Source organism: Salinibacterium sp. AL4.1 (assembly GCF_059767305.1).
In genome coordinates this window covers 200,881-222,750 of record NZ_JBSOQK010000003.1, presented here as the reverse complement: position 1 = coordinate 222,750, position 21,870 = coordinate 200,881, and the positions used below count along the sequence as shown (strand labels likewise).

The window sequence follows — 21,870 nt, the reverse complement described above, 5'->3', positions numbered from 1 at the left end:
CAGCGAACGGGCGGACTGGACGCTCGATGGTGAGCCGGAGCGTCACGTTGGCCGATCTTATAAACCCAGCTCGATGTCGTTCAGGTCCGGGCCGGACGGCGCGCGCAAGACGACGCGGCGAGTGTCCGGGAGTGGTTTCACTTCGCCGGGACGGAGGTCTAGGTCAGGCTCGTTATAGCCGCTCGTTGCGACATTGAGCATTCGCTGAGCGGTCGCTTCGTCGAGGAGTCCGCGGTTGAAGCGGGAGACGACGCTAGTGATGCGCGCCGCGAGAGCGACGCCGTAATCTTCGGCGTATTTGTGGAGTACTTCGCGGGGGTTTAGTTCAGTCATTTCAGGGTCCTTTCGGTGTTGTGGTTGCGTGTAAACGCGAGAGGGTGGGATTTTGCAAGCAAGTTAGCGAGCTTGGCCTTTTTTCTATTTGTCTCCTAGAGATTTTTTTCCTAGGGACTGAATAGAAAAAGTGGCTAGTTTGCTAACTTGCTTGCATTTTGAGCTGCGCTCCTTGCGCTAACTCACGATTCGCGGAGTCAGGCCGGGGATTCGTTCGCCGTACTTCGCGACTCCGGCGTCTTCGCCTAACTCCAGAGCGCGAGGACCTGCCGCGACATAATCCGCAGCGCCGAGAGCGTCCGCGCGCGACTCGTTGAACCGCTTATTCACGACGGACGGCGCGACCAGGCGACGCCCGGCCCAGCGGACCGGGAAGCGGTCGACCTTTGCGCCCTTGCTCGTTCGGTTCGTTGGTAGGTCCCAGCGCTTCACGAGGGCCGTCTTTAGCTGACGTGCGGACTCCGGCAGTCCCGGCGTCCGGAGGAAGTCCTCGCCCATAGCCTCGCTCCAGAGTTGGAACCGCGCCCAGAGGTCAACGAGTAGAACGTTGCCCTCCTTCGGGTTGCCGGTCTCCTCGACATTGAACGCGAGGAACATTTGGAGCACGTCAGACTCGACACGCTCCTCCTCTGTCCGGGAGTCGATAGCGGCGCAACTAGGCAAGCCTCCGACGTACCATTTCGCGGCCTCGCGAACCGCCAGCGCGAGGATACCTTCGGCTTCCTCCTCCGCGATCATGCGTCCGATTCCCTTGACCTGTTCAGCCTCGCTGAAGTGGCGCAGGAATGGCACGATACGCAGACGACGCCAGACGGCGGAGTCGTCCGAGAACTCCGGGATCACGTTCGTCGCGAGGAGCATGGCGAACTGCGGACGATAGGCGAAGAGGTCTTGTCGCATGTACTTCGCTTTCACGAGGTCCTCGCCCGTGACCGCCTTCAGCCGGTCCTCATGGAGAGCCTTACCCGAACCTTCAGACGCGACGACGATGCGAGCTCGACGCAGCGACGCGAGGTCACTCAGCGCGGCGTTCTCATTGCCGGAGTTCTTCTCGAACGTGGAGAAGGAGGTCGACTCCGTAATCGAGCCGAACACACTCTGGAGGACGCCGAGGAACTGCGACTTCCCATTAGAGCCTCGCGGCGAGTGGAGAATCCAGAGCTTTTGCTCGCTTGAGTGTCCAGTGACGGCGTAGCCGATTAGCCGGAGCATGTAGCTCACTAGCTCCTCGTCAGTGTCGCCGTCCGCGTTCACGAACACTTCGCGCATGAAGGCCATGAACTTCGGAGCCTCTGCGTCCTCGCGGTAGCCGGTAGCCAGTCGCGCCGTGATCTTGTCAGATGGGCGCATAGGGCGCAGCTTCCCGGTTCGCAGCTCGACGACGCCGTTAGCGACAGCGAGGACGTCCGGGTCCGCGTCGAAGTCGGTCAGCTCCGCTGCAATGGACGGGTGTCCGCGAAGGAACTTGAACGCCGCCGAGACCTCGTTAGCCGCTTGGAGCGCTTTCACTAGCTCCGTCTTTGGCTGCAACTCACTCGTGACCTTTGCGAGGGCCTTCTGCTGGCTCGCGGCGCTCGCTCCCGCGGGGAGCGTGCTCAGCGCCTCGCGGATCAGCTCGCCGCGTTCGGTGAGTACCTGAGTCGCGAACTCTTTAGCCAGTCGTCCCGCAAGGTGCAGCACGACTGATTCAGAGTTTGCGAGCCACTGAGTGCCGTCGTAAAACATCCAGCCAGCCGCACGAGTGAACGCGAGGTCGTAGCCGAGTGCGCGGACGTAGTCGCGGATCGCGCTCGCCGCTCCCTCGTGACCGCGTCCCGCATACGGGGATGCGTCGAAGCCGGAGCCTTTACGGTACTGGCGCTCCGCGCCCTCGACTCGTTTAGCGAAGCGCGTCTTGAAAGCGTCCGGCGCTTCGTTCCGGAAGTCACGCACGTCGTAGCCCTTGACGGCTGACCCCCAGCGGACCCACGATGCCGAAGCGACGTAGGAGTCCGTATGGTCGATGATCGCGCGGGTCATGGCCTCACCCGCAGCGTCCTCGTCAGCGACGACGACGATTGAGCGGCCCACGAGAAGCTCGCGGACCTCGTCAATGCGCTCAGCGAGTCCAGCTCCACGAATGCCGATCACGTCGTACTGACCGAGAGCCGCGACGGTGATCGAGTCGGAGGCTCCCTCCGTGATGATTACCGGGCCGGAGCTGCGCCAAGGCCCTACGGTTCCCGCAGCATCCCAGCGAGCTTCCTCGTCCGTGCCCTTGCCGGGGTTAGCGGTCGAGAGCCACTTACTGTCCGGGGCGTCGAAGTCGCGGCGCTGGAGCCATGCGATATGTCCGTCCGCGGAGCGCGTGTAAACGACGCACTCGCCGCCGTTCTCGTGAGGCTCCCAACCGATTCCTGCCTCGTGAGGGTTATATCCCTCCGGGAGTCCGAAGCGGTCCGCGAGGGCCTGGGCGTGAGGATCGCCGTCCGCGATCAGCTTCTGGAGAGCCATAGATGCACGGAACGCGCGAGCTTCGAGAGTCGCTCGCTGTTCGACGCTGGCAGGAGCGGTCTCGCGCTTGCCGCGTAGTGTCTGGCCGACGTAGGCGACGTTCGACAGTTCCGAGGGAGTCAGGCCGACAGACGCGAGAATCTCGTGGAAGTCGCAACGGCGGGACTGGCAAACGACGAGCGCTTTACCTTCGTCGGTGAAGTCGATCACGAGCGAGGGACTGTGACTTCCGTCCGACTCGTGAACTGGGCAGAAGGCGCGGTAGCCGTGGCCTCGTTCGTTGTCGTCGACTGCTCCGATGGCGTCGAGGATTTTAGAGGCGGGGGTGACGTAGTGGGTGAGCATTGGGTTCTCCTTTATGGGGTGAGTGTTAAGGGTTCGGGTCACGAGCGGGGTCCGAATTGGGTCGCCGCTGCGACGTCGTGAGCGTCCGCTAGGACGTTCTCCGCATCGACGGATTCCTGATCCGTCAGCCAGTGAGAGAGGGGCACGTCTGGAGCGTCGAGGTCAGCCCACGGGAGCCTCTTCTTTGGGTAGTAGCCGCGTTCGTCTGGAAGCGCCTCGACGTCGAGAGTGAAAACGTCTGGCGGAAATGTGCCGAGGGAGAGGGCGTAGCCTTGCGCGCGCAATCCCATGTAAGGCAGGAGTGGCTCTCCGACGACACCCAGCCCGTGAGCATGACGTCCCTCGTTGGTGACGACGTAACCGATACGGACGCCGTCAGCGATACGGATAGCTGAAATGTTTTTGGTGTTCATTTTGGTTTTCCTTTCGGTGTGATGCCGGAGTCCGTCCGGCGCGGTTATTTGTTTTCGAGTTCAGCGAGACGCTGGCGAAGAGCCTCTAGCTCGTCGCGCTCCGCATGACGCCAGCGCTTGACTTTGCAGTTGTTGGAGTAGGTCACGGCGTCGATTCGACGAGCCGTAAACGCTCTCCCGCAGGTTGGGCACTTGAAGCGGTAGCCGGGCATCAGTCCCTCCTCTCTTCGAGCGGTTGGTGACGGATAGATCGCAAAAAAGGGGTAGCCGTCCACGCGGGGACGGCGACGCGGGTAAAAGAGGTTCCGTATATATAGACGGCCAACGAGCGTCTCGCTGCTCAGAAAAGTTTTGGAGAGGGTCAAGCGCGTGAAAGGAGCCGCGCTGACCCTCTGCCCCTATGACAGCGACGCAACACTGCGTCGCCGAGCTGGTCGCCATTGACCAACGGGGAAGACAGGAAGAACGCTCCCAGTGATGAGACCGACACGGGGAGCGTTCTTATGGAGAGGAGAAACGTGTCTCTAGGGTCTCTAATAAGGAGACGGCCAAAAGGTACTCAGCTGCTCACTTTTTCGGTAACAAATTAATTACGCTTGAGAGACGTCCTCGCCGGGGTCGACCGGGTCAGGGTTTAGGTGCGTCGCGAGCTTGCTTTCCTCCGGCCCATACCGGCGATTAGCTCGTGAAGTGGAGCGAGACGCGAGACGGGTCCCAGAAGCCCCTCCGCTTTGCTGGCGCGAGGTCAATCTCTACCCCGGAGGAGAGGATCAGGTCCCGGCGCTGACGAAAGTCGTAGCGTTGCCAGACTTCGGAGATAAGCTCGCCGGTCGAGACCAGCTCGATGACGGGAGTCGTGGGAAGCTCGTCCATGCGTTCGCGTTCCATGCGGAGAGCGTTTAGACGAGTCACGAGAGCCGTCACGTCTGCGTCCGGGTCGCGGAGCGCGTCCGTCGTGTCCCGGATAGCCTCCTCGACGGCTGCGAGACCAGCGACGGGACGAACGTACTCGCGAGGCTCGACGGCCTCCAGACGTCCTATGGCGCTCAGGAAGCGGCGCTCGACTTCCCGCTCCACGAGGTCCGCGTCGACAGCTGCGCCGCGAGAACAATCTCCGCCGCGAGCGCGAGTCATACAAGCGTAAATTGTGTTCGCTTGACGGCGTCGAACGATAAGAGGCTTCCCGCAAGTAGGACACGGGAGGAGACCGGAGAGGAGACGGGTAACGCGGTTACGCTTCCCAGCCTTCGTCGCTTCGGAGCGTCCGGGTGTAGGTGTCCAGTCCGTGAGCGCGCGAAGGCGCTCGACCTCGTCGACCGTGAGGAGCGGCTCCCATTGTTCGACCGGGACGCCGTTGTCATCGCGGAGTAGCTCGCCCTTGACCTTCACGCGGCCTAGGACGGAGTTGCTCCGGAGAATGCGCTGGACGCTCGTAGGGTTCCAGTTCTCCGCGCGACGTGGCGCGATCCCGTCCTCGTTCAGCCCTAGCGCTATCTGGTAGACGGGTTTCCCGGCGAGCGCTTCGTCTGCCATGCGGCGCACGATGGGAGCCTCTACCGGGTCCGGCTCCAGAGCGCGGCCCACGCCGGACGGGTGAGTGACGGCGCGATAGCCGTAGGGACGGACGCCTCCGGGCCAACGTCCATTCTTGCGAAGATGCTCTTGCGAAGCGGAGATTCTGAGACCCGCCGTTTTGGATTCCATGCTGGCGAATACTTGCAAGATTTCGACCATAGCTCGCCCCATTGCGGAAGTCGTGTCGAGCGACTCCGTCGCGGAGATAATCTGGAGGCCCTCGTCGAGAAGGACGCCGAGGTCGACGACGGAGCGGACGAGCCGGTCGAGCCGCCAGACCATGACGGCGTCCGCGCGGTCCTCCCGGATCAGCTCCCGGACGCGAGCGAGACCGGGACGGACGAGACGGCTCTTCGTGGCGCTGACGTCGACGTCCTCCGCTATCTCGACTAGCTCGAAGCCGCGAGCGGCGCACGTCTTGACGATCAGCTCCCGTTGCCGGACGACGGAGGTCGACTCCTCGCGGGAGGCTCTAGATAGGCGGACATAGCCAACGATTCTCATACTGTCTCCCTTGTCTTTTAGGACTATGTGAGGGAGTAGAGGGCCATGTACCCACTAACTGCTCACGAGGGAGACTGGGACGAAGTATTTGCTGTCGTCAAAGCGGCGACCGAAGCCGTCGGCCAATTTGGGTCGCGGGTCTCGCTCGTGCTGAAGGCCGACATCCGCCCCGGTCGTACGGGTGAAATGACCGGAAAAGTCGAGCGCCTCGAAGAAGCGATCATTCGCGCTGAGAGCTAACCAGCCAGCGCACTGCTGCCGCACAACACAATCGCCCTGACCCACACGAGTGGGGCCAGGGCGATTGGTGTTAGGGCGTTTGGTGTGAGACGTGGTGCCGCACGATGCAGCCTATGAAAGGTGCAGCCGGCAAAGGGTATGGCTTACAGGTGGTGCATCGTGTCGGTCTCGATCAGGATGCCGTCTTCAAGAGCGCGCTTACGCAGTGCAACCTTGGTGCCGACATCGAAGCCCGCGACGCGGTACTTCTCGCGAATGCGCTTGAGGTAGCTCTTGGCGGTCTCTTCAGAGATGCTGAGCTGGTACGCCACCGACTTGACCGGCTCGCCGCCGCCGTAGAGCGCCATAACGCGACGCTCTTGAGCGCTGAGCTTGGGAGCGCCACCGATTTCGTCGGCGTTGATGGCCAAGTCGAGTTCGGCGGAGATGAACGATTCGCCCTTCGACGCTGCGCGGATCGCTTCAACGATCATGTCAGCATCTTCGCTCTTGACGAGGTACCCGAGAGCACCAGCAGCCAAGGCTTCGCGAACCACGTTCGGCTCGGAATACGTGCTCATGAGGACGACGCGAACGTTCATCGACTTGAGGGTGTTGATCTTGAGCGAAACGGGGATGTTGTCTTTGAGGTCGAGGTCGAGCAATACGACGTCGACGGGGAACTCAGGATGAATCGTGAGTTCGGGCCAGGTGGGAACGGCAACGACCATGTCGATGTCTTCAGCGGCCTTGCGGATCCACTCGGTAAGAGCGCCGAGCAGCATTCGGTGGTCGTCAACGAGTGCGAGCCGGATGCGCTTTGTTGGTTCAGTCACGGTGAATTCCTCTGGTAGTTCGTCTTATCTTACGAATTTATTGGTCTGCGGGGTTCTCGACGAGACATTCGATGTCGAGACGCACGCTCGAATTCTCGATCGAGTCGGTGTAGGTGCCGACTTTCGCAATGGCCTCCCACGTAGAAGCGTCGACGCGATTGCGCGCGACTCCGCTTGACGTAATCGAAATGCCGACTGCCACTTTGTCTTCGAAGCCGGGCGCCAAAACGGTAGTTGAGGGCGCGATCGTAATGTGAACGGAGTTTTTGGCTCCGCGCTTCGGGGTGTCAGTAACGAAGAGCCACGCCGTCGAGAGCAGACCGTCGCGCTGCACCGGGTCGAGGAGGCCAGCAAGGCTTCCTTTGTCGGTGAGCGTGACTGATTTGCCGAGCAGGTCTGACTCGGTAATGGCGTGGTAGAGCCACGTTTCGCGACGCCCCTCAATGAGGTGCAGTCGCAATTCCGTAGCAAGGGATGCCGCTGTTGACGCAATTTTGGGTTCGAGCGGCAGCTTGGTGGAGCCGTTCGCTACGGAGTCGAGCAACTTTTCGGCGGCAAGGTCGAGACGAGCCAGTTCTTCGGAAGCCATCATGCCGACCGCAAAGCGAGGTGCGGTGAGCGTGCTCTGCACCAGCACTCGGTCGAGTTCTACTTGCACGAGTTGCCGGAAGTTCGTGATGAGTGAGAGGCCGATCACGGTGGGCAACACCGCGAAGGCGACCGTGGTCACTTGGGGTGCGAGGTTGTCGGTCGTCAGCGGGACGTTGATCAGGATGACCGTAGTGAGACCAACTCCGACGACAGAGACCGCAACGATGAGCTCAGTGGTGGGGCGCACCGTGAGAACGAGCAGCAACGCCATTCCTGCAGCAACAGCCGCCGTGGCGTAGCCGCCGATGTCATGGAGCTCCCAGACCGCGTAAATGTCGAGAGCTATCACGGCGGCAAGACCGGCGACGAACAAGTAGAAGATCCACTGCGGAAGCTGTCCGCTCGTGAGCTGAACGATGGTGATCGTCGCGGCAATGAGCAAAACGAGCAGACCCCAGGCCACCGCAGCAATGATCGGGTTGGGGTAGATGTCCCATTGGATGACGAGCCAGACGAGCCCGTAGATGGCACGGAGGCTCACGAGAATAGCGGCGCCGACGCCGACGAAACCGGTGCCGAGGCTGGTGAGTCGGGGACTGTCATCCCGAGCAAGGTGACGAACTGTCGCGCTCTTGGAGTGTCGACCCTTCTCGCCGACGATAACGCCGAGAGTGTTTTCTTCGGGGGGAGCGTAGGTCATCGGGGAACCTCCAGCACCACGGTTGTGCCTGAGCCAGGGGTCGAGAACAAGCGGGCCTGACCGCCGACCTCTTTGAGGCGAGCAACAACCGACTCTTTGAAACCAAGACTCGCTGAATCGACGTCGTCGAGAATGAAGCCAACGCCAGAGTCGGTGATCATCGCCCGAACCGTTTTTTCGTCTTCGGTGATGGTGACGTGCGCTTCGGTGACTCCCGAGTGGCGACGAACGTTCTCGAGGCACTCAGCGAGCGCGAGCAAGAAAGCGTCGAGAACATCACTGGGCAGGAGTACTTGGCCGGTGCCGTGCCAGCTGACTTCCAGCCCCATGCGTCCAAAGCGTTGCTTGACCGATTCCAGTGTCGTTCCGAGGACGGTTTCGCTGACGGGGGCGCTGAGGTTGTAATCGCCGGAGGCCTGCGGCGTGGGGGTTGCCCCTAGACGCAATTGGCGTAGCAGTCGAGCGTCATCCCCGGCTTGCTGGCGCATGGCCTCGGCGGAGACGCCGACGCCGGAGTGGGCGAGAAGAGTGAGCGTTGCCAAAACGGTGTCGTGCAACAGGCGGGCACCCTGGCGGCGCTGAGCTTCCGTCTCGCTTGCTTGCCGCTCAGCGCGGTGTGCGCGCCCGATGCTCGCGATGCGGCGAACGGCCTGGGGAACGCCCGAGCTGATCCAGAATCCGATGAGTGCCGCGAGAATCCATCCGAAAACCAGAAGAGCCAGCGTGCGCACGGGAGTTTGGAACGGCTCCATCGAGATAACAGTGACACTCGACACCGTGACGAAACTCACCAGCAAGACGATGCGGCGGATGAGAGTGGTCGTGAGCACGATCCCGAGGCAGGCGAGTGAGGCCGACGACAGTTGCGCGACAGCGGAGAGACCCGCCTGGGTGGGCCCACCGGGAGTGCCGGCGACGAGCAGAATCACCATGCTGCCAGCGATGAATGACGGGATGACCCAGCCGAGCGAACGACTGTTGCCCATCTGAAATTGCAGCACAGCCATGACCGCATACAGCGGAAGACAGAGGAACAGGGTGACCGTCGCGACGGCTCCGGGGATGCTCAAGCAGATGACCGATACGGTCAGAAAGCTGAGGCTCGCTACGCGCGCAGTGCGCTGCAGTAGGCGATCCCGTTCTTTAGCGATGAGGTCCATTTGGGGCAATGTTTGCACATTTCGTCCCTCTATCGGGGGTGACGCACCGCTTTTCGCATGAGGAAACGCCATTTTTTGACTAACACGCGCGTCTTCGGGCGATTCTCAGCGAGGTTACACGGCAAGCAGGCGCCTCAGTTGTTCGCTCATGAGTTCGGATTCAATGAGGAAGCCATCGTGGCCGAATGGCGAGTGGATGACGTGCGGAACGCTGCCATCGAGGTTGTCGGGCAGGTGCTCGGCAATAATCTCTTGACCGGAGACAGGGAACAGCCGGTCGCTGTCGATGCCGAGCACGAGGGCGGGCATGGTCGCGCGGGCAAGTGCCTGCTGCACCGTTCCGCGACCGCGCGCCACGTCGTGAGAGCTCATGGCTTCGACGAGGGTGATGTAGCTGTTCGCATCAAAGCGGCGGGCGAACTTGTTGCCGTGAAAATCGAGATAACTCTCTACCGCGTAGCGGCCGCCCTTGCCCCACGGGCTCACTTCGCTCTGCCAGGTGCGCTCAAAACGGTCATTGAGCTCATCGGAGGAGCGGTAATTGATGAGGGCCAATCGGCGGGCGAGGGCCAAACCGCGGTGGGGGCCATCGCCATCCGCCGCGTCGTAGTAGGCGCCGTCGGCAAAGGCGGGGTCGGTGCGAATCGACTCGACCTGCACCGAGTTGTGGGCAATCTGGTCGGCCGTCGATACGGGAGGTGCGGCCAGAATCGCGACCTTGGCGACACGCTGCGGATGCCCGACCGCCCACTCGAGGGCGTGCATGCCGCCCATCGAGCCACCGATCACGGCAGACCAACGGTCAATGCCGAGTGCGTCGCTCAGCGCGACCTGTGCCGCGACTTGGTCGCGGATGGTGACGAAGGGAAAGCGGGCGCCAAATTCAGCACCGTCGGGGGCGTGGGATGCCGGACCGGTGCTGCCTTGGCAGCCTCCCAAGATATTGGGGGCGACGACGAACCAGCGGTCGGTGTCGATGGCCTTGCCCGGCCCGACGAGATCGTTCCACCATCCGCCCGTGGCGTGACCAGCACCGGGAGCGCCGATGATGTGGCTGTCGCCGGTAAGCGCGTGAGCGATGAGGATCGCGTTCGAGGCATCGTCATTGAGCGTGCCATGGGTCTCGTACGCGATCCGAGCAGAGGGCAGCTTTCCGCTGAACTCGAGCGAGAGGTCGGTGACCGTGACGAACTGGCGCTCGCCCGTGGGATCTCCCTCTCGCCAGGCACCCGTCGCCGGGGGCTTGCCGAGGAGCGAACGCACGTTTGCGTCAGTGATGAATGCCGAAGGAACAGTGTCTTCAGGTGTCTGCCAGTCCATGTCTCTCCCAGTATCGCGAACGAACCTGTATGGCACGAAATTATTACGCTGGTGCGGGAGAGATATTCCGGTACACGACCAGCAGTTCCGGTGAAGAACGAGCGCGGATGCCGGCCAACGCTTTAACGCAGCGATGGCGGTGACCCCCGTGAGGAGTCACCGCCATCGTGAGCAGTTGCCGAGGTCAGTCGCGACCTAGGCGCTCGCGCGGAGCTCTTCCGTCTTCGCGCGGGCGGCTGCGAAGCCAGCCTGGAGGTCAGCCTTGATGTCCTCGATGTTCTCGAGGCCCACCGAGAGGCGGACGAGCCCGGGGGTGACTCCAGCGGTCAACTGCTGCTCGGGGGAGAGCTGCGAGTGAGTGGTGGATGCCGGGTGAATGATGAGGCTGCGCACGTCACCGATGTTGGCAACGTGACTGAACAGCGAGACACCGTTCACGAAGGAGCGACCAGCGTCGACGCCGCCCTTGAGCTCGAAGGAGAGAACTCCACCGACGCCCTTGGGCGCGTACTTGTTGGCGCTGGAGTACCAGGGGCTTGAGGGGAGTCCGGCGTAGTAGACGGTGTCGACATCCTCGTGAGCGTCGAGCCACTCAGCGATGGCTTGAGCGTTCTGAACGTGACGCTCAATGCGCAGGCTGAGGGTTTCGATGCCCTGAATGAGCGAGAAAGCGCTGTCGGGGGAGATGGCGGCACCGAGGTCACGCAGCAGCTGCACTCGTGCCTTGATGATGTAGGCAATGCCGTCGCCGAGTACTCCCGTGTAGCTCGCACCGTGGTACGAGGGGTCGGGCTCGGTGAGGCCGGGGAACTTGTCGACGTTCTTTGACCACTCGAACTTGCCGCCATCCACAATGACGCCGCCCAGAACGGTGCCGTGACCGCCCAGGAACTTTGTGGCCGAGTGCACCACGATGTCGGCGCCGTGCTCGAGCGGGCGAATGAGGTACGGGGTGGCGATGGTGTTATCGACGATCAGCGGAACTCCGCTGGCGTGAGCAACGTTGGCCACGAGCTCGATGTCGAGAACGTTGATGCGTGGGTTACCGATGGTCTCGGCGAACAGGAGCTTGGTGTTGGGGCGCACGGCGGCGGCCCACTCTGCTGCGTCATCCTGGTTCTCAACGAAGGTGGTTTCGATGCCGAGCTTCGCGAGCGTGTATTTGAAGAGGTTGTAGGTTCCGCCATACACCGACGACGACGACACAATGTGGTCGCCTGCCTGAGCAATGTTGAGAATGGCGAACGTGGTGGCCGACTGGCCCGAAGCGAGCAACAGTGCTGCGGTTCCGCCTTCGAGGGCGGCAACGCGCTGTTCGACGACGTCCTGAGTGGGGTTCTGGATGCGGGTGTAGATGTTGCCGAATTCGGCGAGCGCGAAGAGGTTCTTCGCGTGATCCGCGTCGTTGAACACGTACGCGGTCGTCTTGTAGATCGGAGTGGCCCGCGAGTTGGTCGTAGGGTCAGGCTGCGCGCCCGAGTGGATCTGCTTGGTTTCAAAGTTCCAGTCGCTCACGGCGGCCTCCTCGTATCTCTGGGTGGGTCGGGATATCCGCCACACTGTGAGCCTAAGGAGCCCCTGTGGGGCGGTCAATCACTCGTGAAATATGTCGTAACTCAACGTTTTTGGGTAGACAGATCGGTCTCTTTGGGTAAGGGGATAAAGACCCAGTTGGGTTTTGGTTCGATCAGGGGGCGGAAGATCTTCTTCACGATCGGCATCGAAAGAACGAGGGCGATACCGATGGAGCCGAGGATCATGCTCACGAGCCACAGGGCCGAGGCCCGCTCATCCAGCAGCAGTCCGCTCTCTCGCAGCGGGTAAAGAACGAAGCTGTGCAGCAGGTAGACGTACATGGTGGCTTGGCCGGCATCCGTAACCCAGGTGTGGCGGCGGGGAACGAGAGCGAAGAAAGCGGCGCTGAGAATGACGGCGAGCACAATGAGGCCCAGCCGCACGCCACCCGCCCACCACTGGTCTTCGCCGAGCCCGTGATACGAGGCGTCATAGAAGAACCAGAAGCGCAGATCGATGGTGCGCCAGAGCTCGATGTTGCCGAGAATGACCGCCATAAAGCCCGCGAAGACCGTGACCGCGAGCGCTCGCAGTAGTACGACGAGGCGCTCTGCGACGTTCCAGCGGTCCATGAGGCCCCACTCGCGCAGTTTCCAGCCGAGCACGAAGAACGGGAGGATGCCGATGGCGCGCGAGAGAGAGAACGTGCTGTCGACGTTGTCGAGATACCCGACACCGATCGACGCGATCACGGCCCAGAGCAGCGGCCAGCGCACCTGCGACAGGTACGGCAGGATGAGGCGGAAGATGCCCAAGGCGAGCAGGAACCAGAGCGTCCAACTCGGTTTAGAGGGGTTGAGATCAGTCTCGCCTTCGACCAAAAACTTCACGAGAGTCCAGATCGTCTCCATGATGAAGTACGGCAGGATGATGTCGGTGATGACCCGGCGCATCTGAAGCGCCGTCGGGGCGCCGGGCTTCGAGAAGTAGCCGCTGATGATCGCAAACGCGGGCATGTGGAACGCGTAGATGAAGAGATACAGCGCGAGAGCGTAATTGGAGTCATACGTCATCCGCTGAATGCCGTGGCCGATCACGACCAGAGTGACCGCAAGAAAGCGTGCGTTATCCCAGTGCGGCATGCGCACCTTGGCGGTGCGGGCAGGCTGGGGCGTAGTGAGAGAAGCTCCGGTCATTCGTCGAAGTGTAATACCGCTACTTTGGAAGAATGGTGAATCGGCGAGTAGTAGTTACAGGAGCAAGTTCAGGTATCGGCGAAGCGACCGCGCGACGGTTCGCGAAACATGGCTGGCAGGTGGTGGCTGTAGCGCGTCGCGCTGATCGACTTGCCGCTCTCGCCGCCGACACAGGCATCGAAACCTTTGTCGCCGATGTCACGAATCAGGATGACGTCGAAGCGCTTGCCGCTTTCTTGCGTGAGCTCGGCCCCATCCACGCTCTCATCAACAACGCGGGTGGTGCGCTCGGCGTCGCTAGCGTTGAAGAGAGCAACGCGGATGACTGGCTGCGGATGTTCGACGTGAACGTTGTCGGCACCAAGCGCGTCACGAGCGCCCTGCTGCCGCTGCTGCGCGAAGCGATCGTGGAGGGTGACACCGCAAGCATCCTCATGGTCACCTCCATCGCGGCTTCCGTGCCTTATGAGGGCGGAAGTGGCTACAACGCCGCCAAGTTTGCTCAGCACGCACTCACGGCTGTGCTTCGCCTTGAGCTTGCGGGGGAGCCGATCCGTGTGATCGAGGTTGCGCCCGGCATGGTGAAGACCGAAGAATTCGCTCTTGTTCGGTTCGGCGGTGATGCGGTCAAGGCCGACACCGTTTACGAAAACGTGCCTGACCCGCTCGTCGCCGACGACATCGCGGAGACGATTGTGCACGCGATCGAGCTGCCGCCGTTCGTGAACCTTGACCTTGTCACGGTGAAGCCTGTTGCCCAGGCCGCACCGCACAAGATGATCAGAGGCGAACTCAAGCCACGCTAGTCGGCGACGATAGTTTCGTTGCTTGTTTCGTTGCTCGTTTCGGTCGGTTTGAGCTCCTCGAAGTCGTCAACGACATCCGCGAACGCGAGCTTCGGCACCAAGAACAACAGCACGGCTGCGACGAGAGCGCCAGTACCGCAGATCGTGAACACCGTCAGGTAGCCGAACAAGCTTGACGCGGTTTCGGTGACCGCGGAAGCAGCTCCGGCCAGCAGCACGATGGCGAAGATTGCCGAGGCGAACGAGCCACCGATCGTCTTGGTGGTGTTCGTTAGAGCGGTCGCGATGCCGGTCTGGCCGCGCGGGGCAGCAGCAGCGGCCGCGGCAGGGAGCGCGCCAACGAGAGCACCCGAGCCGAGGCCCGCGATGCTCATGTTGAGGAAGACGCTCAACACCGTGGTGTGGAACGGCAGGAACATCAGGTAGCCAGTGGCAACGAAGAAGGTGGCCACGATGAGTGCCACGCGGGGGCTCTTCCACTTCGACAGAATCGGGAACAGCAGTGCGCCCACGATCATCGAGACGAGGTAGGCACCGATGATGTACGAAATCTCATCGGATTCCATGCCGAGGCCGTACCCGTTGATGGGGTCGGTGCCGGCGAAGGTCGCGAGCGGAGCCTGAGCTCCGAGCAAGCTGATACCAACGAGCCCCGCCGTGAGCTGGATGGGCCACATGCTCGGGTCGCGCAGCATGCGAAGATCGATCGCCGGGTCTTTCTGGCGCAACTCGTAACGGCCCCACGGGATGAATGTCGCAACACCAGCGAGCATGACGAGGTAGACCCACCAGGCACCGGGCCCGTTGATGCGCAAGAACGTCAAACCCGAGGTAATGAGCAACAGGCCGATGGTGAGGAGCACGAAGCCCCAGAAGTCGAGCGTGCGGCCGGGCAGCGGTTTCGATTCGGGTACTCCGAACAAAATGACGAAGAAGACGATCGTCACGGCGATCGCGGGGATCATCAGAGTTTGTTGAACGTTCTCGCCGAAGGCTTTGAAAATACGGCCGCCACCGAGGGCACCCATGATGGCGCCGGCTTCGAGGGCCACGACGAGGAATCCAGCAGCGCGGCGGGTTTGGGACGCGCCCATGCCCGTTGTGCGTCCGCGGTCAAAGATCAACGCGACTTCGAGGGGAAGCCAGACGACGTAGAAGCCCTGCAGAGCCCACGCAATCAAGAAGCTCGTGAAGTCACCCGTGAACGCGAGCCACCACGTTGCTCCGGCGGTGAGCACGGTCGAAATCAGCAGAATGCGCTTGTGGCCGTGCATATCGCCGAGCTTCGCCAGAATCGGCACCACAATGGCGCTCAGGAGTAGCTGGGCGGCCTCGAACCAGTTGAAATCAGCATCGCGGATGCCCAAATGCTGCACCAGGTCGGGAATGAGAGGGATGTAATACCCCTGAATGATGCCGCTCACTAGCTCGACAAAGAAGAGGTAGCCGATGAGGCCCACGGTGATAGCACCGGACTTGCCGCGCAGGAATGACATGAACGGATGCTATCGGTAGACAGGGCGCGCATTAGCGTAGTGACATGGACTTGAGCAGTGTCGACCCCGGATGGTCTCGCGCACTACACCCGTTAGGGGCACAACTGGATGCTGTTCAGGCATTTCTTGAGGCCGAGACTGCCGCCGACCGAGACTGGCTCCCCGAGCCGGATGTCGTACTGCGGGCGTTCGAAGCACCCCTTGATGAGGTGCGCGTGCTCATCGTCGGCCAAGACCCGTACCCCACGCCCGGGCATGCCGTGGGGCTCGCATTCTCGGCCGATCGGACGGTGCGACCGCTACCGCGGAGCCTCGCCAACATTTACAAGGAACTGAATGACGACCTCGGCATCGCGCCCGCGGCGCACCCCGATCTGAGTGCATGGCAGAGCCAAGGAGTGTTGCTGCTCAACCGGGTGCTGACGGTGCAGGCGGGCCAGACGGGCTCCCACCGTCGTCACGGCTGGGAAGAGATTACCGCCGCTGCAATTCGGGCGCTTGCGGCGAGGCCGCAGCCCCTTGTTGCGGTGCTGTGGGGCAAGGATGCGGCATCCGTCGCGCCGTTGCTGGGGGATACGCCGGTGATCATGAGTGCTCACCCGAGCCCGCTCTCTGCCCGCCGCGGGTTCTTCGGTTCGAAGCCGTTTAGTCGAGTGAATGCTGCGCTCCAGGCGCAGGGCGCTGAACCCATCGACTGGCGAATCGACCCGTCACCAGCCCCATAAAATAAGAGTCTCGTCGCCCTCGGGGCGAGACAGTTTTCACCACTTACTTTCTTTGTCACGACACCTCGGGAGCAGCCATGGCACACCACTTTAGAGACGCCATCGCAGCGGATGATGCGGCGCTCGCCGAAATCTATGGCCACTACGTGAGCACGACCGTCGTCACCTTCGACATTGTCGAGGTCACGCCCGAGGTCATGACCGCTAAGCGGGTCGCCGTGGAAGAGTCTGGGCTGCCCTTCATTGTCGCGGTCGACGAGAATGAGCGTGTGCTCGGCTATGCCGCCATGTTCCCGTGGCGCCCCAAGGCCGCGTACAAGCAAACCGTTGAAGGTTCGATCTACCTTTCTCCCGCGGCCACCGGGCAGGGCGTGGGCGGCGCTCTACTCAACGAACTCATTGAACGCGGGCGCCAGGCCGGCATCCGCGAGATCATTGCCGTGATTTCGGATGACGGAGCCGACGCCTCGATTCACCTTCATAAGAAGCTGGGCTTCGAATCCATCGGCCACCTCAAGCGCGTCGGCTTCAAGTTTGACCGTTGGGTCGGCACGTATCTAATGCAGAAGTCGATCGACGCGTAGCGCTTCGGCCGCGAACCACACACCACGAACCACGACGTCACGAACGACGGATGCCCGGCCTCCCGCGAAGGGGAGAGCCGGGCATCCGCATCTCTGGGTTGGTCTGGCGACCTCAGCCTTCTGACTAGGCGGCGTTGCGCGGAGTTGCGCGCCGCAGCAGCGTGAATCCAGCCACACCGCTGATCGCGGTGAGCACGAGGCTCCAGGCTGCGACTCCAGTGACCCCGAGGTCGACCAAGGCGGCCCCGATTGCGGCCCACGAATCCGTGAAGGTTGCAAGCGCAATCAAGCCGACGAGCAACGCCGCGACGACGATGAAGAACATCGTCACGCCGGTGGACTTCCACCGCACCCAGACTGAGGCAATGGCCGATCCGAAGAACAGGAAGAACAGGAACGCCACGAATTGCACGAAGATGCGTTCCGCAATGCCCGCTCCGAAGTAGACGGGCGCGAAAATCGTGACGCCCATTCCCCAGCCGCCTGTCATCGTTTCGGCGGCTGAGATTATCGTCAAGCCGGCGGTGTAGATCACGGCTAGCGCCACGAAAGCAAGCGCGCTTCCGAGGTAGTAGTCGCGGCGGGTAACGCCGTAGCCGAGTGCGAACGGGAACGTAATGCTGATCGCCTGGATCGCCACGACCATCATGTAGATGTAGATGAAGAAGCTCGACCCGGAGAACTGGGTTCCTTCTAGTGCACCAGCGCGATCGGCGGGGTCGATCGCCGAGTAGATCAGCCACCAGATGGTGAGCATACCCACAAAAATCACGCCGAGAATGATCCACGGCAAGCCGAGGGTCGTCCACGGGTTGGCGAAATGTAGCTTGGCCACATTCGTGATGCGCTTCAGAGGGCTTGCCGGCGGGGCGAGAGCCGTTGTTGTGGTGGTCATGCGCTGGCCTCGAATTCCTTGGTCTCGGTGCGGGTGAGTTGGATAATGAGCTGCTGCAGCGACACCGGTGACAGTTCCAGCCCGGCAGCGTGTGCGTCGCGGCGCTCGCTCTCGCTGAGCCCGGCAACAGTCACCGAGCTGAGTCCGCCGATGCCGTCGCGGTGCAGCACTTCGCGGTTGCCGATGAACGCTTCGACCGCGATCTTCATGCCGACCACGTTCGTGGCGCGGTTGCGGAGAGTTTCGGCATCCTCGTTGATGAGGAGCTTGCCTTCGTCGATCACGAGAACGTGTTCGAGCAGGTTGCTGACCTCGTCGATGAGGTGAGTGGAGAGGATCACGGTGCGCGGGTGGGTGGCGTAGTCCTCTAGAAGGCGGTCGTAGAAGATTTGGCGAGCCACGGCATCCAACCCCAGGTACGGCTCGTCGAAGAAGGTGAGCGGTGCGCGTGAGGCGAGGCCGACGATGACGCCGATGGAGGAGAGCTGGCCGCGCGAGAGCTTCTTGATGCGGCGGTCGAGGGGGAGGCGGAAGTCGGCGATCAGGCGATCGGCGAATTCTTGGTCCCAGTTGGCGAAGAACCAGGGGGCGGTCTTGAAGACGTCTTTGGGCCGGAAGTCTTCGGGGTAACGCTGACTCTCTTTGATGAAGCAGGTGTTCTGCAGAACCTTGGCGTTCTCGACTGGGGCTTGCCCGAACAGCGAGATGGTGCCGCTCGAGGCAAATTCTTGGCCGGTGAGCAACTGCATGAGCGTCGTCTTGCCGGCGCCGTTGCGGCCGAGGAGGCCGTAAATCTTGTTCTCTTCGACGGTGAAGCTCACGTCGTTGACGGCGTTTACTTTGCCGAAGTGCTTGCTGAGGTTAGTTACCTCGATGGTGGAGGTCATGAGTTATTCGCCTCCTTGGCGATCATCTGGGTGAGTTGGGCGGAGTCGATGCCGAGCTTTTCTGCTTCGGCCAAGAGGGGGCGAACGTACTCGCTGCTGAAGCTGTCGCGGCGAGCTCCTTTGAGTTGTTCTTGAGCGCCGGCGGCGACGAACATTCCGATTCCTCGTTTCTTGTAAAGAATTCCGGCATCGACGAGCACGTTCACGCCTTTGAGGGCGGTCGCGGGGTTGATGCGATAGAAGGCTGCGAACTCGTTGATCGAGGGAGCCTGGCCTTCTTCGGGCAGTGCGCCGGAGATGATGTCGTTCTCAATGTTCTCGGCGACCTGCGCGAAAATGGGGCGGGAGTCATCCATGTGAGCCTCCTTTCTGAGTGCGGGTGCTGGTCTAGCAGTGCCGCGGTAACAGCGCGGCGGCTAGTTGGTTAGTTGGTGATGTAACTAACCAACCAGCATCGCGGGTTGTTGTCAACCCCCTTAGGCTGAATCCGTGTCAGAACTTCATCGCCTCACCGCCCTTGAGCAGCTCCATCTCGTGCGAGCGGGCGAGCTGAAGCCCAGCGAACTCGTGGAGTGCTACCTCGATCGCATCGAACGCCTCAACCCCGAGTTGGGCGCCTTCACGGTCGTGACTCCGGATGCTGCGCGCCAGCGTGCCGCCGAGCTAGAGGCCTCTGGCTCCCGCGCTGCCGTCCTCTGGGGTCTACCCTCGGGCGAAAAAGACTTGTGGGCCCGCGCCGGAGTGCGCACCGCCTATGGATCGCGCGCCTTCGCCGACTACGTGCCCGAGGTGTCGGATGAGATCACCGACGTTCTCGATGCCGCCGGCGCGATCAGCCTCGGCAAAACAGCGACTCCCGAATTCGGCCTGCCCGCCTACACCGAGCCGCTCTCGGATGCCCCGGCCGTGAACCCCTGGGACACCTCTCTCGGCTCCGGCGGCAGCAGCGGGGGAGCGGCCGTCGCCGTCTCCGCGGGGCTCTTGCCGTTCGCTCCAGGCTCGGACGGTGGTGGCTCGATTCGCATTCCCGCCGCCGCGACCGGACTCGTCGGACTCAAACCGTCGCGTGGTCGTGTGCCCGCGGGCAGCGGTTTCGGCAGTCTCGGCCAGCTTCCGGTAACCGGACCGCTGGCTCGTACCGTGGCGGATGCTGCCCTCCTCCTCGATGGCATCGCTGGCCCCTCGCCCTTCTCGGTCGGCCCGCCCACGTGGGACGGCGGCGCCTTCCTCAACGCGGCGATCCGTGGCGAGGGCACGTTCAACATCGGCGTCATGACAACCTCGCCGTGGGATGACACCTACGAGATCAGTGTCTCGCCCGAAGCTCAGGATGCTCTTACCCTCGCTCGCACCGCGCTCGACCAGCTCGGCCACGGCAGCGAAGACTTCGCGCTCGACCCCTCACCCGAATACGCCGAAGCTTTCACGGTGCTGTGGCAAGCGGGAGCCGCCGGAATCCCGCTCGATGGCGAGCAACTTGAGCTCGTGGAACCCCTCACGAAATGGCTCATCGAAAGCGGACGCCGGATGAGCGCGCGCGACGTGGGCGTCGCCATCGCAACGCTGTCTCGGTTCGAGCGCAGCGTCATCCGCCAGTTCTCGACCTACGACGCCGTCCTGACTCCGGCGATGGCCATGACCCCGCGCCCGCTCGGTTGGTTCCACGCCGAGGATGCCTTCGAGAACTTTGCAAAGCAAGTGCAGTACACGCCCTGGACGAGCTTCGTCAACGTCTCAGGCCTGCCCGCGATCAGCCTCCCCGTGCACGAAACCGCGGAAGGGCTGCCGATGGGCGTGCAACTCATCGGCCGCCCCGGTCGCGAAGACGTGCTGCTCGCGATCGGTGCGCAACTCGAGCGCCGCTTTCAGTGGGGTTCGCGGCATCCTGCGGCGTTTGGGGCTTAGCGCTACTGGTTAGCTCTCCAGCTCTCGTCTTGATCGGGGGCGAAGTGCACACCTAGCGACTTCGCTAGTGCTCGCATCTGTTTCGAGAGAGTGCGCCACTCCTTCTCGGTGATCTCGCCGATTTCGAACCCGACTCCGCGCACAGCACCGTCGGCAACGAAGACGGTCGCACCAGCCAAAGAGCCGAGGGCAAGATCAGCGTGCCCGGCAGAAAGCCACTCGGCGGATTCGGTGATGGTGCCGCCGCCACCCAAGCTCGCATCCATCTCTAGGAGAGCGTGATGCACGACCGCAGAGTCCAACGCTTGGCCGGCGGCAAGATTGTCGGGGTCGTAGTCGCGGGGCGCGATCATGAACTCGTCGTCTTCCAGCTGCGCAAGGGCCGGAGCCGACTTTTCGGGGGCGACTCTGGGCTCCGATGCAAACTCAGGCGGATTGCGCAGCGAATCGAAGTCGCTGAGCGGCCGCTCGACCAGCGGAGCAAGAATTGATGGCCCTCTAGGGTCATCACCTGCCAGGGCGATCCACTCCGCAAACTGCGTCGAGAACCAGCTCATAAACTTCGTGAGGTTGACCCGCTCTGGCCTCGTCACACCATGTGACACAGAAACTTGCAGGTTGTATAAACGCGGTCCTAACCCGGATTTGGACTCGGTCCGGTAAACCAAGTCGTTGAAATATTGGTGATCGGTGCCGGCCCAGCGGTACAGATCAATCCTTGTCGAGGGATCGAGACGGTGTAAGACGCTGAAGACGTAGCTTTGCCAGGCCTGAGCGACATAGAGCGTCCGTCTGTACTGAAGCTCAGGCACGAACCCGAACGCTAGTGAGTAGTCCGTTCGCCACTGTTCCGGGATCATCTCCGCTGCGGCAGAGGTGGCGAAAGTTTGAGTCCAGTTCCACAGGGTTTCAATGCTCGCTAACGATGCATCCATCTCATCGATAGGGCCGCCACCGGCTGCCATCCAATGCGCTAACTCTGTGAGCCGAAAATCCAGTGTGGCTTCAGCGTGCGCCAAGTGGCGATTGGCCTGCTCGCGACTCAAGTCGGACGGGCGGAGGTGCATCATGTGAGGCGCCAATCGATGAGGGGGATCATGCTTTAGTCCTGTGAGGTTCACGGTTCCGGGGGGTCGTGGTCGTGCGGCTCGCGACCCAAACGCTCGCAGCGGCCAAGAAGCTGACTGGCGCTCCGAGCCACCAAGAGGTACCGAGATCTTTTTCGACCACGACATAGTCGGGGTTGTCAGATGGCGCCTCGGCGTAAAACGAGCACTCAAGCGCGAGCGGAAGAACTGTCACCCGTGATTTGGTCTGCACAACATATTCCGAGTCGCTCAAATTCGCGGGAACATAATCAGCGCAGGACGAG

General features: G+C 62.0%; 19 protein-coding genes and 1 pseudogene. 5 read left to right on the top strand and 15 right to left on the bottom strand.

The annotated features are described in order from the left end of the window. Window positions 1–57: 57 nt before the first annotated feature. From ACWTV3_RS13600 to ACWTV3_RS13585, 4 genes are all read right to left on the bottom strand, one after another. Complete coding sequence (locus ACWTV3_RS13600) at window positions 58–333, bottom strand: hypothetical protein (protein WP_498478733.1); 276 nt, start codon at window positions 331–333, stop codon at window positions 58–60. A 177-nt stretch (window positions 334–510) separates the two neighbouring features. Continuing rightward, on the bottom strand, window positions 511–3,171 hold the full coding sequence (locus ACWTV3_RS13595) for a phage/plasmid primase, P4 family (RefSeq protein WP_498478732.1): 2,661 nt from the start codon (window positions 3,169–3,171) through the stop codon (window positions 511–513). A 38-nt stretch (window positions 3,172–3,209) separates the two neighbouring features. Then, window positions 3,210–3,584, bottom strand: a complete 375-nt coding sequence (locus ACWTV3_RS13590; protein ID WP_498478731.1) for a hypothetical protein — start codon at window positions 3,582–3,584, stop codon at window positions 3,210–3,212. A 678-nt stretch (window positions 3,585–4,262) separates the two neighbouring features. Beyond that, window positions 4,263–5,663: a recombinase family protein gene (locus ACWTV3_RS13585; protein WP_498478730.1), complete on the bottom strand. Its 1,401-nt coding sequence runs from the start codon at window positions 5,661–5,663 to the stop codon at window positions 4,263–4,265. A gap of 57 nt (window positions 5,664–5,720) precedes the next feature. Here ACWTV3_RS13585 and ACWTV3_RS13580 point away from each other — a divergent pair. Beyond that, a pseudogene (locus tag ACWTV3_RS13580) lies at window positions 5,721–5,903 on the top strand (thiamine-binding protein); the annotation flags it as partial. A gap of 143 nt (window positions 5,904–6,046) precedes the next feature. Here ACWTV3_RS13580 and ACWTV3_RS13575 read toward each other — a convergent pair. The 6 genes from ACWTV3_RS13575 to ACWTV3_RS13550 form a co-directional block, all read right to left on the bottom strand. Further along, on the bottom strand, window positions 6,047–6,718 hold the full coding sequence (locus ACWTV3_RS13575) for a response regulator transcription factor (protein ID WP_100389926.1): 672 nt from the start codon (window positions 6,716–6,718) through the stop codon (window positions 6,047–6,049). Between the two features lie 37 nt (window positions 6,719–6,755). Further along, window positions 6,756–8,009, bottom strand: coding sequence for a hypothetical protein (locus tag ACWTV3_RS13570; protein WP_498478729.1), 1,254 nt, complete (start codon window positions 8,007–8,009; stop codon window positions 6,756–6,758). Continuing rightward, a complete protein-coding gene (locus ACWTV3_RS13565) occupies window positions 8,006–9,169 on the bottom strand; it encodes a sensor histidine kinase (RefSeq protein WP_498478728.1) in 1,164 nt (387 codons plus the stop codon). Before ACWTV3_RS13565 ends, ACWTV3_RS13570 begins: the two co-directional genes overlap by 4 nt. A gap of 114 nt (window positions 9,170–9,283) precedes the next feature. After that, a complete protein-coding gene (gene metX / locus ACWTV3_RS13560) occupies window positions 9,284–10,489 on the bottom strand; it encodes a homoserine O-acetyltransferase MetX (protein ID WP_498478727.1) in 1,206 nt (401 codons plus the stop codon). 195 nt (window positions 10,490–10,684) lie between these two features. Next, the gene (locus ACWTV3_RS13555) at window positions 10,685–12,040 is read right to left on the bottom strand and encodes a bifunctional o-acetylhomoserine/o-acetylserine sulfhydrylase (RefSeq protein WP_498478760.1); all 1,356 of its coding nucleotides are present in this window, start codon (window positions 12,038–12,040) and stop codon (window positions 10,685–10,687) included. Between the two features lie 65 nt (window positions 12,041–12,105). After that, window positions 12,106–13,200 (bottom strand): acyltransferase family protein, encoded by a 1,095-nt coding sequence (locus tag ACWTV3_RS13550; protein ID WP_498478726.1) that lies wholly within the window; start codon window positions 13,198–13,200, stop codon window positions 12,106–12,108. Window positions 13,201–13,232: 32 nt separating this feature from the next. Between ACWTV3_RS13550 and ACWTV3_RS13545 the strand changes: the two genes are divergently transcribed. After that, on the top strand, window positions 13,233–14,006 hold the full coding sequence (locus ACWTV3_RS13545) for an SDR family oxidoreductase (RefSeq protein WP_498478725.1): 774 nt from the start codon (window positions 13,233–13,235) through the stop codon (window positions 14,004–14,006). On the opposite strand, the gene ACWTV3_RS13540 is transcribed toward ACWTV3_RS13545, so the two are convergent. Next, window positions 14,003–15,502, bottom strand: coding sequence for an MFS transporter (locus ACWTV3_RS13540; RefSeq protein ID WP_498478724.1), 1,500 nt, complete (start codon window positions 15,500–15,502; stop codon window positions 14,003–14,005). The genes ACWTV3_RS13545 and ACWTV3_RS13540 overlap by 4 nt on opposite strands. 44 nt (window positions 15,503–15,546) lie before the next feature. Between ACWTV3_RS13540 and ACWTV3_RS13535 the strand changes: the two genes are divergently transcribed. After that, window positions 15,547–16,227, top strand: a complete 681-nt coding sequence (locus tag ACWTV3_RS13535) for a uracil-DNA glycosylase (protein WP_498478723.1) — start codon at window positions 15,547–15,549, stop codon at window positions 16,225–16,227. 77 nt (window positions 16,228–16,304) lie between these two features. Next, window positions 16,305–16,811, top strand: a complete 507-nt coding sequence (locus ACWTV3_RS13530) for a GNAT family N-acetyltransferase (protein ID WP_498478722.1) — start codon at window positions 16,305–16,307, stop codon at window positions 16,809–16,811. Window positions 16,812–16,935: 124 nt separating this feature from the next. Here the strand turns inward: ACWTV3_RS13530 and ACWTV3_RS13525 are convergent, their stop codons facing one another. From ACWTV3_RS13525 to ACWTV3_RS13515, 3 genes are read right to left on the bottom strand one after another with little or no spacing between them, the layout of a single operon-like run. Continuing rightward, window positions 16,936–17,706, bottom strand: coding sequence for an ABC transporter permease (locus ACWTV3_RS13525; protein ID WP_498478721.1), 771 nt, complete (start codon window positions 17,704–17,706; stop codon window positions 16,936–16,938). After that, window positions 17,703–18,593, bottom strand: a complete 891-nt coding sequence (locus ACWTV3_RS13520; RefSeq protein WP_498478720.1) for an ABC transporter ATP-binding protein — start codon at window positions 18,591–18,593, stop codon at window positions 17,703–17,705. The genes ACWTV3_RS13525 and ACWTV3_RS13520 overlap by 4 nt, the downstream gene beginning before the upstream one ends. Next, a complete protein-coding gene (locus ACWTV3_RS13515; RefSeq protein ID WP_010205039.1) occupies window positions 18,590–18,949 on the bottom strand; it encodes a GntR family transcriptional regulator in 360 nt (119 codons plus the stop codon). The genes ACWTV3_RS13520 and ACWTV3_RS13515 overlap by 4 nt, the downstream gene beginning before the upstream one ends. Window positions 18,950–19,082: 133 nt before the next feature. Between ACWTV3_RS13515 and ACWTV3_RS13510 the strand changes: the two genes are divergently transcribed. Beyond that, window positions 19,083–20,498 carry an amidase gene (locus ACWTV3_RS13510; RefSeq protein ID WP_498478719.1) on the top strand — a complete coding sequence of 472 codons (1,416 nt, stop codon included), beginning with the start codon at window positions 19,083–19,085 and terminating at the stop codon, window positions 20,496–20,498. Window positions 20,499–20,500: 2 nt separating this feature from the next. Here the strand turns inward: ACWTV3_RS13510 and ACWTV3_RS13505 are convergent, their stop codons facing one another. Beyond that, entirely contained in the window at window positions 20,501–21,568 is a 1,068-nt protein-coding gene (locus ACWTV3_RS13505) for a hypothetical protein (RefSeq protein WP_498478718.1), read from the bottom strand. Window positions 21,569–21,870 lie beyond the last annotated feature (302 nt).